Annotated in this window: 14 protein-coding genes; 13 read left to right on the top strand and 1 reads right to left on the bottom strand. The window is 39.2% G+C overall.

The genetic code is table 11. The features are described from left to right. Nucleotides 1-18 precede the first annotated feature (18 nt). The 11 genes from C7Y47_RS02415 to C7Y47_RS02360 all read left to right on the top strand — a co-directional run bounded on the left by C7Y47_RS02415 (nucleotide 19) and on the right by C7Y47_RS02360 (nucleotide 11,340). Nucleotides 19-531, top strand: coding sequence for a hypothetical protein (locus C7Y47_RS02415; protein ID WP_142507321.1), 513 nt, complete (start codon nucleotides 19-21; stop codon nucleotides 529-531). 267 nt (nucleotides 532-798) lie between these two features. Continuing rightward, nucleotides 799-1,263, top strand: coding sequence for a Fur family transcriptional regulator (locus C7Y47_RS02410; RefSeq protein WP_132363163.1), 465 nt, complete (start codon nucleotides 799-801; stop codon nucleotides 1,261-1,263). 270 nt (nucleotides 1,264-1,533) lie between these two features. Next, nucleotides 1,534-2,436, top strand: a complete 903-nt coding sequence (xerD, locus tag C7Y47_RS02405; RefSeq protein ID WP_142507320.1) for a site-specific tyrosine recombinase XerD — start codon at nucleotides 1,534-1,536, stop codon at nucleotides 2,434-2,436. Between the two features lie 85 nt (nucleotides 2,437-2,521). Beyond that, on the top strand, nucleotides 2,522-3,703 hold the full coding sequence (deoB, locus tag C7Y47_RS02400; RefSeq protein WP_142507319.1) for a phosphopentomutase: 1,182 nt from the start codon (nucleotides 2,522-2,524) through the stop codon (nucleotides 3,701-3,703). Nucleotides 3,704-3,717: 14 nt separating this feature from the next. Beyond that, nucleotides 3,718-4,968, top strand: a complete 1,251-nt coding sequence (locus C7Y47_RS02395) for a thymidine phosphorylase (RefSeq protein WP_142507318.1) — start codon at nucleotides 3,718-3,720, stop codon at nucleotides 4,966-4,968. Between the two features lie 1,151 nt (nucleotides 4,969-6,119). Continuing rightward, nucleotides 6,120-6,473: an anti-sigma F factor antagonist gene (gene spoIIAA / locus C7Y47_RS02385; RefSeq protein WP_142507316.1), complete on the top strand. Its 354-nt coding sequence runs from the start codon at nucleotides 6,120-6,122 to the stop codon at nucleotides 6,471-6,473. Then, nucleotides 6,466-6,906 carry an anti-sigma F factor gene (spoIIAB, locus tag C7Y47_RS02380; RefSeq protein WP_142507315.1) on the top strand — a complete coding sequence of 147 codons (441 nt, stop codon included), beginning with the start codon at nucleotides 6,466-6,468 and terminating at the stop codon, nucleotides 6,904-6,906. The genes spoIIAA and spoIIAB overlap by 8 nt, the downstream gene beginning before the upstream one ends. A gap of 10 nt (nucleotides 6,907-6,916) precedes the next feature. Then, a complete protein-coding gene (gene sigF, locus C7Y47_RS02375) occupies nucleotides 6,917-7,708 on the top strand; it encodes an RNA polymerase sporulation sigma factor SigF (RefSeq protein ID WP_053483127.1) in 792 nt (263 codons plus the stop codon). Nucleotides 7,709-7,723: 15 nt separating this feature from the next. Then, nucleotides 7,724-9,172 carry a spore germination protein gene (locus C7Y47_RS02370; protein WP_142507314.1) on the top strand — a complete coding sequence of 483 codons (1,449 nt, stop codon included), beginning with the start codon at nucleotides 7,724-7,726 and terminating at the stop codon, nucleotides 9,170-9,172. Nucleotides 9,173-9,446: 274 nt separating this feature from the next. Beyond that, the gene (gene lysA / locus C7Y47_RS02365; protein WP_142507313.1) at nucleotides 9,447-10,766 is read left to right on the top strand and encodes a diaminopimelate decarboxylase; all 1,320 of its coding nucleotides are present in this window, start codon (nucleotides 9,447-9,449) and stop codon (nucleotides 10,764-10,766) included. Between the two features lie 199 nt (nucleotides 10,767-10,965). After that, nucleotides 10,966-11,340, top strand: a complete 375-nt coding sequence (locus C7Y47_RS02360; RefSeq protein ID WP_132363147.1) for a GNAT family N-acetyltransferase — start codon at nucleotides 10,966-10,968, stop codon at nucleotides 11,338-11,340. Here the strand turns inward: C7Y47_RS02360 and C7Y47_RS02355 are convergent. Beyond that, the gene (locus C7Y47_RS02355) at nucleotides 11,334-11,840 is read right to left on the bottom strand and encodes a DUF309 domain-containing protein (RefSeq protein ID WP_142507312.1); all 507 of its coding nucleotides are present in this window, start codon (nucleotides 11,838-11,840) and stop codon (nucleotides 11,334-11,336) included. The two genes, C7Y47_RS02360 and C7Y47_RS02355, sit on opposite strands and share 7 nt — an antisense overlap. A gap of 55 nt (nucleotides 11,841-11,895) precedes the next feature. Here C7Y47_RS02355 and C7Y47_RS02350 point away from each other — a divergent pair, with 55 nt between their 5' ends. Together C7Y47_RS02350 and scpB are read left to right on the top strand one after the other, a co-directional pair. Continuing rightward, the gene (locus tag C7Y47_RS02350; protein WP_142507311.1) at nucleotides 11,896-12,675 is read left to right on the top strand and encodes a segregation/condensation protein A; all 780 of its coding nucleotides are present in this window, start codon (nucleotides 11,896-11,898) and stop codon (nucleotides 12,673-12,675) included. Then, complete coding sequence (scpB, locus tag C7Y47_RS02345) at nucleotides 12,647-13,240, top strand: SMC-Scp complex subunit ScpB (RefSeq protein WP_142507621.1); 594 nt, start codon at nucleotides 12,647-12,649, stop codon at nucleotides 13,238-13,240. Before C7Y47_RS02350 ends, scpB begins: the two co-directional genes overlap by 29 nt. Nucleotides 13,241-13,366: the final 126 nt, after the last annotated feature.

The following is a 13,366-nucleotide window of genomic DNA, read 5'->3' as shown; positions in this document are numbered from 1 at the left end:
TAGAAAAGGAGCATGTTTATGTCTCGTACGGTGTCTATATTTTATCACGCTTCCATTATTGCTATGAGTTTTGTTTGTGGCGTTATCTTATTTCATATTATTGGTGGGCCGAATGCAGAGCCTTTTATTTCATTTATAGAGCCTCGATTAACAAATGGGGACAGGCATTCTCTAATTCGTTTAGTGTTGCCTGTTGCTGTTTCAATAGCGCTTGTACTATTGCTTGCAACACATAGTGTCCTGAAGGTACTAGTACGTGTAACAGTGGCGATACGTGCTACCTTTTTTGGCTTTAGCTCCGTTTTTTTATTACAGAAGCTTGAAGCTTTCTGGGTTTATACGATTTGGTGGTTTCCATTTCAGCTCATCTATTGTATATTGTTGCTAAACCTATGCAATTTACTTGTACCAGCATGGTCAAAGAGAAAAATCGGGAAAATGATACATGGTCGGACAATTTTGTTGAATTTTATCGCATTTTTCATCATAATAGTTGCTGAGTTTATTGTTATTTCTTATGTATTAAATTGATAAATACAACATGAAAATGGCTCATCACCAAAGGTTGTGGATGGCATTTGTTAAAACGTTTACCTTTTATAACGTTGATGAGAGTGAAGACTGGACGCCCCCAGGAAAGCGCCCAGTCAGAATGGAAATCAACCACATGTTATGGTGATGAGCTATAGAAATTTAGCATTAGGTAAAAACATACAAAAGCATATTCGAAATCTACTCACTATCTTGTAATAGGATTTACTCCTTTGGTATAATGGAAAGAGTTTAGGGGGGCGTCACATGGAGAGCCGAATTGATCGTATAAAAAAACAGTTGCATAGTGCTAGTTATAAGCTGACGCCGCAGCGAGAAGCAACAGTTGCTGTACTGCTTGAGCACGAGGAAGATCACCTGAGTGCAGAAGATGTTTATCTTTTAGTAAAAGAAAAGGCACCGGAAATTGGTCTTGCGACTGTCTATAGAACGTTAGAATTACTAACTGAGCTCAAAATTGTCGACAAAATCAACTTTGGCGATGGCGTTTCGCGCTATGATCTTCGCCAAGAGGGAGCTGCGCATTTCCACCATCATCTAGTTTGTATCGAATGTGGTGCAGTTGATGAAATTCAGGAAGATTTACTTGAAGATGTGGAAGCCGTTGTTGAAAAACGTTGGAACTTTATCATAAAGGATCACCGACTAACTTTCCACGGCATTTGCTGGCGCTGTCATGATAAAAACGACGAGGTATCAGAAGAAAAATAAAAAAGATGTTCCAAAAAGTTTTATGACTTTTTGGAGCATCTTTTTTTATTAGCAAAATTTTGTTGTTTTATGTGGTCTTGGATATCTGTAATGATAAAAAAATTTTCAATTTTGCCGCTGGTATTTTTTGCAATCGTATCAATTGAAAAAATAAAATAAACTGCTTCCCTAATGTTTTGAAGTGAAGGGAGGTTTTTCTTTGTAGAGAAAGCATTTGGTTTATTGAACATGTTATTATGAAAGATAATAGATTGTAAAGGGGGCGCTGTGATGAATGAATTTCAATATGCAATAGAGGATTATATCCATTTTATCCAAGTAGAACGACAATTATCCGATAATACATTAGCATCCTATCGCCGAGACTTAGAAAATTACGCGAATTTTTTACGAGAAGTGGAGGGGATGTCTGATTTTCGTAAAGTGGAAAGAACGACCATTTTGCGTCATTTAGAGCAGTTGCGTATGCAAGGAAAGACAAGTCGTACTGTTGCCCGCCATATCTCCTCCATTCGCAGTTTCCATCAATTTTTACTCCGAGAAAAGCGAGCAGAAACAGATCCGACAGTCCATTTAGAAATGCCGACAATTGAGCAAAAGCTACCAAATGTCCTCTCTATAGAAGAAATAGAAGCGCTATTAATGGCACCAAATCGCAGCAAACCGCAGGGCATTCGCGATGTGGCAATGCTAGAGCTATTATATGGGTCAGGGATGCGCATTAGTGAGCTGATTGCATTGGATTTAGCAGATATTCACTTAACAATGGGCTTCGTACGCGTTTTTGGTAAGGGAGGCAAGGAGCGTATCATTCCCCTTGGAAAAAGCGCTCTTTCTGCATTAAGTACTTATTTAGATGGCGCACGAAGTCAATTACAAGGGAAATCTCCAAAAACAGAAGCTTTTTTTATCAATCAAAGAGGAAAACGTTTAACAAGGCAAGGTTGTTGGAAATTAATGAAGGAGCATGCTTTAAAAGCAGGCATCCAACATGAATTAACGCCACATACATTACGTCATTCCTTTGCAACACATTTAGTGGAGAATGGTGCGGATTTACGAGCAGTGCAAGAGATGCTTGGACATGCCGATATTTCCACAACACAAATTTATACACATATTAGTAAGTCCCGACTATCAGAGGTTTATAAACAATTTCATCCACGCGCTTAAGTGAGAAATTTATCAGTCGGAGGTCTGACCTTTATTTTTCGCTGTTTTTTGGTAAAATAGAGACATGAGATTAGGAGGCAAAATTATGAATAAACCATTTAAAAAAATCCATGTAGTAGTATTGGACTCAGTTGGAATTGGTGAAGCTCCAGACGCAGCTAATTTTGGAGATGTAGGTTCACATACTCTAGGACATATCGCTGAAAAAATGAATGGGCTTACAATGCCACATATGGAGTCTTTCGGCTTAGCAAACATTGAACCATTACAAGGTATGCAAGCTACCGACAAACCAAAAGCATATTACGGAAAAATGCAAGAAGCATCTGTTGGTAAAGATACTATGACAGGTCATTGGGAAATCATGGGGTTAAATATCGATAAACCGTTTAAAGTGTATCCAGAGGGATTCCCGGCTGAACTTATTGCAGAGCTAGAAAAACGTACAGGCCGCAAAGTCCTTTGCAATGAACCTGCAAGCGGAACACAAGTAATCGAGGACTTCGGCAAGGAGCATATGGAGACAGGAGCGATTATTGTCTATACATCTGCTGATCCTGTTTTGCAAATAGCTGCACATGAAGAAATTATTCCACTAGAGGAATTATATAAAATTTGTGAAATTGCTCGTGAGTTAACATTACAACCAGAATATTTAGTTGGCCGTGTTATTGCTCGTCCATTTGTTGGTACACCAGGAAACTTCACGCGTACATCTAATCGTCACGACTATGCGTTAAAGCCATTTGGTCGCACAACGATGAATGTCTTAAAGGATGCAGGTTTAGATGTTATAGCAATCGGAAAAATTTCTGATATCTTCAACGGTGAAGGTGTCACTGATGCAGTACGTACGAAAAATAATAAGGATGGTATGGATAAGTTTGCAGAGGTAGTACGCCGTGATTTCCATGGTATAAGCTTCTTAAACTTAGTGGACTTTGATGCGAATTTTGGACATCGTCGTGACCCACTAGGTTATGGTAACGCACTCCAAGAATTTGATGAACGTATACCTGAAATTACTGAGGCAATGACAGAAGATGATCTACTAATCATTACGGCGGACCACGGTAATGATCCAACATTCCATGGGACAGATCATACACGTGAATATGTACCGTTAATTGTCTATTCACCACGCTTTAATGGTGGTAGTGAGCTAGCACTACGTGAAACTTTTGCAGATATTGCTGCAACAGTTGCTGAAAACTTCAAAGTAGAAGCACCAGAGTTTGGTAAAAGCTTCTTAAATAATCTGAAGTAAGGGGGATTTTCGATATGAATATGGCGCAACTATTTGAAAAGAAAAAGCAAGGCAAGGAGCTATCACAGGCTGAAATTCAATATTTTGTAGAGGGTTACACTACTGGTGTAATTCCTGATTATCAAGCAAGCTCCCTTCTAATGGCAATTCGTTTATTAGGTATGACATATGATGAAACATTTTATTTAACAAAAGCAATGATAGAATCTGGAGACATTATTGATTTATCATCTATTGAAGGTTTTAAAATTGATAAACACTCGACAGGCGGTGTAGGCGATAAAGTCACACTAATTGTTACGCCAATAATTGCTGCATTAGATATTCCAGTGGCGAAATTTAGTGGTAAGGGTCTAGGCATTACAGGTGGTACAATCGATAAATTAGAATCGATTCGTGGCGTTAAAACAGAGCTTTCATCACAAGAATTTATCGACAATGTTAATAAACATAAAATTGCAGTGGCTGGTCAAACAGGTAATCTTGTACCGGCTGACAAAAAATTATATGCATTGCGAGATGTAACAGGTACTGTCGATTCCACTCCACTTATTGCTGCGTCTATCATGAGTAAGAAAATAGCAAGTGGTGCAGACGGCATTGTACTCGATGTCAAATGTGGCTCAGGTGCATTTATGAAAACACAAGAAGAAGCGCAGGTTTTAGCTGATACGATGACTGCAATCGGTGAAAAGCTAGGGCGTAAAGTAGTTGCGCATATTAGTGATATGGATAATCCACTAGGTAAAATGATTGGTAATAAGCTTGAAGTAGTAGAAGCATTTGCTTTATTAAGTGGACGTATGGACGAAACGCATGAGGATCTGCTTGAGGAATGTATTATTATTTCTTCGCTTATGTACCAAGTTGCAGCAGGTGTAAATGAGACTGAAGCAACAGCTGCTGTTAAACGAGTGTTAGAGGATGGTTCAGCAGCTTCAAAATTTGAAGAATTTATCGTAGCACAGGGTGGCGATTTAGCAGATATCGTGCAAAAAGACACAGCAAATAAAGTAGCTATCAATGCACCTACTGAAGGCACTGTAGGGACGATTAATGCATTATTAATCGGAGAAGCTAGTGTTGGTCTTGGTGCAGGTCGATTAACTAAGGAATCTGAGCTTGATTATGATGCTGGTATTCAATTGATTGCCAAAAAAGGCGACCATGTACGTACTGGCGAAACGATTGCTTATTTATATTCGAATAGTCAAATCGATGAGGAAACAATGGAAAAAGTACTAAACGCTTATACAATTGCATAAAAAATACGAAGCGAGAACTCTCTTTAATAAAGGGGGTTCTCGTTTTTTTTGTTCTATGGAAAGGCGGGGAATTGAAGCGGCGGAAGGAAGGATCTGAACGATGGAAAGAAAAGTCGAAGCGAAGGAACGAAGCTAGGGCGACGGAAAGAAAAGTCGGGGTGACGGAAAGAAGGGTCTGAGCGACGGAAAGAATAGTCGAAGTGACAGAAAGAATAGTCAAAGCGACGGAAAGAGGTCACGGCGATGGAAAGAAAAGTCGCAGTGACGGAAGGAAGGATCTGAGCGACGGAAAGAAAAGCCAGAGCGATGGTAGAACAGCTAAAGTCGTGGATATAACTGACAAAATGACTGTAGAACAGCTAAAGTCGTGGATAGAACCGACAAAATGACGGATAGAACAGCTAAAATCGTGGATAGAACCGACAAAATGACGGATAGAACAGTTAAAATCGTGGATAGAACTGACAAAATGATGGTAGAACAGCTAAAGTCGTGGATAGAACTGACAAAGCGACGGAACGAAGAGAAAAAAGTTTTGTTACTTTTGACTTCTTTCAGCGGGTGTCCAAACATTCGCTAAAAGAAGTTAAAGTCTCATGCGAATGTCATGGAATCGAAAAGGAGATCAATAAAGGATGTTTGCCTAAAATCATCGCATCCATGCGATAACAGCTAATTGACCTGCATAGTGCCACTGTCGCACAAAAAACATCAGTTGCTATCGCTCCGCTGTTGCACAAAAAACACTGTTGCTGTCGCTGCGCTATCGCTGCGCTATCGCTCCGCTATCGCACAAAAACATCAGTTGCTGCCGCTCCGATAGTACTGCGCTATCGCTTCGCTGTAGCACAAAAACCATCTGTTGCTACCGCTCCGATAGCACTGCGCTGTAGCACAAAAAACAATTGTAGGCATAAGCACAAAGCCGATTCGGGACGCAATTATGCCGAGGCATAATTGATCCTCATAATAATTCTTGTGAAAAATGGTTGCCATGTTTAAAAAATGTTGATTTATCCCATACTGAATTTAACCTAAAAAGCTATAAGTATGTCGATTTGCCACTATTTCGGAAGACTTTGCACTAGTTCTGTCAGCCGCAAGGAATCACCACATTGAATGTGGAATTGCACGAGGAGGAGGCGATGTTCATGCATTTTCAATTAGAGATGGTAACAAAAGAGACAGTAGTTATACGTTTATTTGGGGAGCTCGATCACCATGCAGTAGAGCAAATTCGAGCTAAAATTTCTACAGCAATTTTTCAAGGCGCTGTATCGACTATCATTTGGAACTTAGAGGGGCTTTCTTTTATGGATAGTTCAGGTGTAGGTTTAGTGCTTGGTCGAATGCGTGAGTTAGAAGCAGTCGCTGGACGAACAATTTTATTGAATCCATCGCCGACAATGCGAAAAGTGTTTCAATTTTCAGGTTTAGGGCAGTGGATGATGGATGCAACTGAGGAAGAAGCGATTGATCGAGTTAGGGGGATTGTAAATGGATAACGAAATGACATTAACTTTTTTAGCAATTAGTGAAAATGAAGCCTTAGCGCGAGTAGCTGTGACAGGTTTTATCGCACAATTAGATCCAACAATTGATGAGCTATCCGAATTTAAAACGGTTGTCTCAGAGGCTGTTTCTAATGCTATTATTCACGGTTATGATGAGGATGGTAGGGGCGTTGTTACAGTTCATGCAAAACGTGAGGATGATATTGTAACTGTGTCTGTTATGGATAAAGGTATTGGTATTGAGGATGTAAGCCAAGCGATGGAGCCGTTATTTACAACGAAAAGTGCGATGGAACGTTCAGGTATGGGCTTTACTATTATGGATAGTTTTTCAGATCAGTTGACAGTAATGTCTAAGTGGCAAGAAGGTACAACTGTCACGTTTACGAAGAAATTTTACTCGGTTCGCACACCGGTAATGTGAGGCTACGATTGTGAAGCCGCTAGAACAGTCGTCCGATAAGCTATTGTCACAGGGAGAAATGCGAGATTTAATTGCACGTGCACAGCAGGGCGATCATGAGGCTCGTAAACGAATGATTGAAGGGAATACGAGGCTTGTGTGGTCTATCGTCCAACGTTTTACAAGCAGGGGCGTGGAGCTCGAGGATTTATTTCAAATTGGCTGCATAGGGCTCATGAAGTCTGTGGATAAATTCGATCTAACGTATGATGTTAAATTTTCGACATATGCTGTACCAATGATCATCGGAGAAATTCAGCGCTTTTTAAGGGACGATGGTATGGTGAAGGTTAGCCGATCTATTCGTGAGCTTAATTTTAAAATTCGTCATGCAACTGATGAATTCATTAAAAAAAATGAGCATCCACCAACCATTCATGAATTAGCACAGGTTCTTGGAGTCACATCTGAGGAAATTGTAACAGCTTCCGATGCATTAAGAGATCCCGCTTCCTTGCATGAACAATTGTATGAAAGCGAAGGGGATTCTATTACATTAATGGATCAGATGAAGGACGAAAAATCTGAGCAGCCATTTGACTATATACCACTAAAAGAGGTACTCACAAGACTTGAGCCTAGAGAGCAGTCCATTATTTATTTACGGTATTTCTCAGATTGTACCCAAACTGAAATTGCTAATAGGCTCGGGATATCTCAAGTTCAGGTATCGCGATTAGAGAAAAAAATTCTTGCCCAATTAAAAAATTGGATGGCTACAAGTGCCACAGTTGAAGAGGAAGAAGTAAAAAAAGACATCTAAGAAAATGGTGACAGCATGACAGAAAAAGATAAACTTTTTAACAGCTTAGAAGAAGCCGAAAATTTTCTTAAAGAACAATTTGGTGACGGCGAATCATTTGACATTAGTATTAAGCATGTATTTGTCAAAGATTTGCCGGTTCTTTGTGCATATATAAGCGGACTTGTGGATGGAATAGTGTTAACACAATTACTCTCTAATATGTTGCCTGATGAGGACATTGATATTGAGGATGAAAAGGAGTATTTTGAAGCCTATTTTAATTTCCAAGGTCGTTCAGAGGAAACCAAACGTGAAGCCATTTTATTATCCATATTAAGTGGACAAGTAGCCTTTATAACGAAAAGTGGTTATGGCTATGTTGCTGAGATTCGAAATTATCCAGGACGTACCCCTGCGGAGCCTGATAATGAAAAGGTTATTCGTGGATCTAGGGACGGATTTGTAGAGGGTATTTCACAAAATGCTGCTTTGATTCGCCGAAGAATTCGCAATAGTAATTTACGTTTCGAGCTACATAAAATATCCGAAATCGGTCAAACCGATGTCGCGCTAGCGTTTATAAAGGGTATTGCGAGTGATGAAACGCTCGATAAATTACGACAGCGCATGGAACAAATTAATCATGATGGCTTGACTATGACTGATAAATCACTAGAGGAATGGCTGTTTAAACAGAAGTTTCATCCAGTTCCTTTTGTACGATATACGGAACGACCAGATATTACCGCGGCGCATCTACTTGAGGGGCATATAGGCATTATTGTCGATACGTCACCTTCCGTCATTATCGTGCCAGCAACGGCTTTTCATTTATTGCAACATGCTGAGGAGTATAGGCAGGCACCAACAGTCGGAACCTTCGTCCGTTTTATGCGCTATTTTGGAGCAATTATGGGTTTATTATTATTGCCCTTGTGGTATTTATGTGCAACGCACGGGATCCATTTACCGGATGAGTTATCCTTTTTAGGGGAAAAGAAAAAATCACATATCCCACTTTTACTGCAAGTATTAATTGGAGATGTTGGGATAGAATTTTTGAGGATGGCCGCCATTCATACCCCATCACCATTATCTACTGCGATGGGGTTAGTTGCCGGTGTAATTATTGGTCAGATTGCTATTGATGTTGGGGTTTTCTCACCAGAAGTAGTGTTATATACAGCCGTTTCAGCTATTCTAACCTTTATTATTCCGACATATGAGCTAGGTATCTCCATTAAACTCTTTAGATTAGTGTTGTTAATAATGACTGGCATATGGGGAGTTAATGGGCTATTTATCGGGTTATTTATATTATTTACGTATTTATGTTCATTACGTCCGATGCAAGCGCCATATTTATGGCCACTTATTCCGTTCTTCCCAAGTGCGATGCTTCGCGTACTTGTTCGTTTCCCAATGACTGCAGATGCATTGAGACCATATGTTGTCGATTCCCCACAGCGAAAAAGATCATAGAAGCCGTTGCACTCGTTTTTTTCATGTGATAAAGTTCACATATAGTATTTTGTGATTTTTGCGAAAATTGTCTTCGTTTATCAAAAGGTTCACCACGACAAGGTGTAGGCATATATGTGATATTAGCTCCCGTGTACTGTTTGAACCCTTCTTGAATGAAGCAATACATCTCTAAAATAAGGATTGGATTGTAGGCTAAGATTGCCTATATCCTTACTAAAAATGGGGAGCAATTTATCATAAGATGGAACGTTGTGAAAAGGGAGAGATGCACATGCATTTTTATGGAACACAAGCGATTTCTGAAGATGGTCATTTAACGATTGGACAGGTAGATACATTAAAGCTTGCAAAAGAGTATGGTACACCTTTATTTGTGTATGATACAGCGCTTATTAGGAAGCGTGCACGCGGCTTTATTGACACGTTTAAAAAACTAGGTGTAAAAGCAGAAGTAGCTTATGCTTCAAAAGCATTTGCATGTGTAGCTGTGTACCAATTAGCGGCAGAAGAAAATCTTTCTTTAGATGTGGTCTCTGGTGGAGAATTATTTACAGCTTTAAAAGCTGGTTTCCCTACAGCGCGCATTCATTTCCATGGTAATAATAAGAGCATTGCGGAATTAGAATTAGCCTTTGACTCGAAAATCGGTTGTATAGTCGTGGATAATTTCTATGAAATTCAACTTTTACAAGAAATCTCAGAGCGCCGGCAACAAAAAATGCGTATTTTACTACGTGTCACACCAGGTGTTGAGGCACATACGCATGATTTCATTACGACAGGTCAAGCGGATTCTAAATTTGGCTTCGACTTAAATAATGGTCAAGCAGATGAAGCTTTCCAACAAACTTTTAACCATGAATACTTAGAGCTTCTAGGATTACACTGCCATATCGGCTCACAAATTTTTGATACAGCGGGCTTTGGCTTAGCAGGAGAAAAACTAATTGATAAGATTTCTGATTGGAAGAAAACTCACGATTTTACATGTACTGTGTTAAACTTAGGAGGGGGCTTCGGAATTCGTTATACTGAGGAAGATGCACCGCTTGAGCCACAAGTATATGTAGAGGATATGATTACAGTTGTAAAGAACAAAGCGACTGTACTTGGTCTAACTATGCCGGAAATTTGGATTGAACCAGGGCGTTCACTTGTAGGCGATGCAGGAACATCACTTTATACAATTGGTTCACAAAAAACAGTACCTAATGTTCGTAAGTATATTGCTGTTGATGGTGGTATGAGTGATAATATCCGTCCAGCATTATATGATGCGAAGTACGAGGCGGTCATTGCAAGTAAAGCAAATGAATCGAAAAGTGAAACATATACAGTGGCTGGTAAACTTTGTGAATCTGGCGATAAATTAATTATTGATGCTAAGCTTCAGGAAGCAGCTTCTGGTGATGTGCTAGCAATCTTCTGTACTGGTGCGTATGGATATTCTATGGCGAGTAACTATAATCGTGTGCCACGACCAGCAGTTGTATTTGTAGAAAATGGCAAGCATCAATTAGCAATTCGACGCGAAAGTTATGAAGATATTGTTCAAAACGATCTCCCGCTAACGTTAAAAAAGGGTGAGTAAATATGAGAAAAAACAAATGGGTATTACTAGCGTCCATTTCAACTTTTATTTTGTTGTGGGGCGTTGTCTATTGGGTATTGGCGTCTAAAGGTATTCTCGGACCTGGTTCGTAAGACAGAAATTGACTTGCGGTAAAAGTACAAATCGTGTAGGATAGTCAAAGATTATGTACAGCTAGAAAATGAGGGAATAGACAAATATGTTAATTCGATATAAAAAAGCTTTCGAGAAAATAGCAATGGGGCTACTCTCGTTTATGCCTAACGAAAAAGACATAAAAAAGCTCAAAGAGACAATCCACTCCTATGAAAATGATGATAATTGGGTTTTATATTTATGGAAAAAGAACGATGAGTATGTAGGCATTGTTGGACTTGTAACAGACAGTAATAATATAGCTATGATTCAACATGTTTCCGTTGTCCCTTCTTATAGAGGTGAAGGTGTTGCGAAGGAAATGCTACAGGAAGTAGCAGACCTTGGCCAGTATGAAAGTGTGCGTGCAACAGAGGAAACGCGTAATATTGTTCAAAAATGTATAAATTGTATCGATGAAGAAGCAGACGATCATTGACGTCTGCTTTTTCTTTGTTTGCTTTCTTGACGCTCTGCAAGAATATGTGAGCGATCTCGAAGCATATGTTTATGAAGAAGATAGTTAGTGTTACTTGGTGGTAAAATCTGTATGCGAGTAAAAACTAATTCCTCTAGTATGGCTGAAAGAGGAAGTAGAAATGCTTGAAAGGACTTGCCCTTTTGGGTAGCAGAAAGTGAATCTGTTAGTTGTGTTATTAGTATTTCGTAGTCGATTTCGTCAAAAAAGATGTGGCCTTTATTATGTTGAAAATTATGAAGTGCTTTTTCTAAAATTCGCGCAGCACCAATAAAATTATCTCGTCGCCAATGATATAAACCTGTTGCGAGTTGTACGTATCCAACGAGAGGATGCATTTTATCACATGGAGCAATATCCTTCCAGTATTCCTCAAGGACTTCATGGCATTCAAAAAAATCTTGATTTCCATTGAAAAAAGCACAATAGTCGATAAATAAAGTGTGATGCTGTGGATGCATTTTGGACTCCTTTCTACTATACTAAAAGAACATAGAATCTCAGGGTGGTAAAACAATGTCTTATGAAGTAAAATTAGAAGCCTTTTCAGGGCCTCTTGATTTATTATTGCATTTAATTCACAGATTGGAAATTGATATTTATGATATCCCAATGGCTGAAATTACTCAACAATATATCGACCATATACATGCTATGCAGGTACTTGAGTTAAATGAGGCTAGTGAATATTTAGTGATGGCTGCAACATTATTAGCTATTAAAAGTCGTATGCTCTTGCCAATTCATGAAGGTGAGCTTGAAGATGCCGAATTAGAAGTCGACGGCCCAGACCCTCGTGAAGAACTGGTGCAACGTTTAATAGAGTATAAGAAATATAAAGAAGCAGCGAGTAGCCTGCAAGAGCTTGAAACAGATCGTGCACAGGTATTTACACGGCCTCCGGCAGATTTATCAGAGTTAGCATTAGATGAGCAAATGGCGTTATTTGATCTGAACGTCAACATCTATGACATGCTTGGAGCCTTTCAAAAACTAATGCGTCGAAAAAAATTAAAGAAACCACTAAAAACAACTGTGGCGAGGCAAGAACGCTCAGTGAGAGACCAAATGCGTTCAGTTGTCGATTCATTACGAACTACAGGTGGACGTGCATCATTTTTCGAGCTTTTTCCCTATGAAGATAAGCCAACGCTTATTCTGACGTTTTTATCTATTCTTGAACTGATGAAACGTCAGGTCGTCATCGTAGAGCAAGACGGTAACTTTGAAGAATTAACAGTTACATTACAGAAGGAGGAATGGGATGATGCCGAAAACAATGATGTTACAGAGTAGAATAGAAGCCTTATTATTTGTTGTTGGAGACGACGGCTTAACCATTAAACAATTGTCACAACTTTTAGGCGAACCGGAAGAGTTAGTCGTACAAACAATGGAAGTATTGAAAACAACATATGAAGAAGATTTAGCAAGAGGCGTTACTATAAAAGAAATGGCTGGAGTATATCAACTTATAACAAAATCTGATTTAGCAGATACCATTCAAAGATTAGTAGAAAATCCAACTGCTCAATCATTATCGCAAGCCTCACTTGAGGTATTGGCTATTGTAGCATATAAACAACCAATTACACGTGTAGCAATTGAAGATTTACGTGGTGTGAAGTGTGAAAGACCAATTCAAACGCTCGTTTCTAGAGGGCTAATTAAGGAAGTTGGTCGCTCGGAAGGGACAGGACGTGCAATCTTATATGGTACTACAAAAGAATTCTTAAACTACTTTGGATTAAATAGTATGGATGAAATGCCGCCTTTACCTGAAGAAGAGTTAGTTGAACAAGAGCAAGAAACAGATCTATTTATGACGAAATTCCAAGAAACCTTTAGTGGAGTAAAGTAAATGAGCAAGGCATAATAACTTCTTGCAGCAAATATCTTGTACCGAAAGCGTAGCGACAGTTATAGATGTCCAAACATCCGCTGAAATAGAGGAACTCAGTCTAAGAGAGCCACGTCCTGTGGCAAC

The sequence above is a fragment of the Lysinibacillus sphaericus genome (assembly GCF_006864135.1).
Lineage (GTDB): Bacteria > Bacillota > Bacilli > Bacillales_A > Planococcaceae > Lysinibacillus.
Note: the sequence above shows the minus strand (reverse complement) of the source record. Positions and strands in the feature narration are given on the sequence as shown.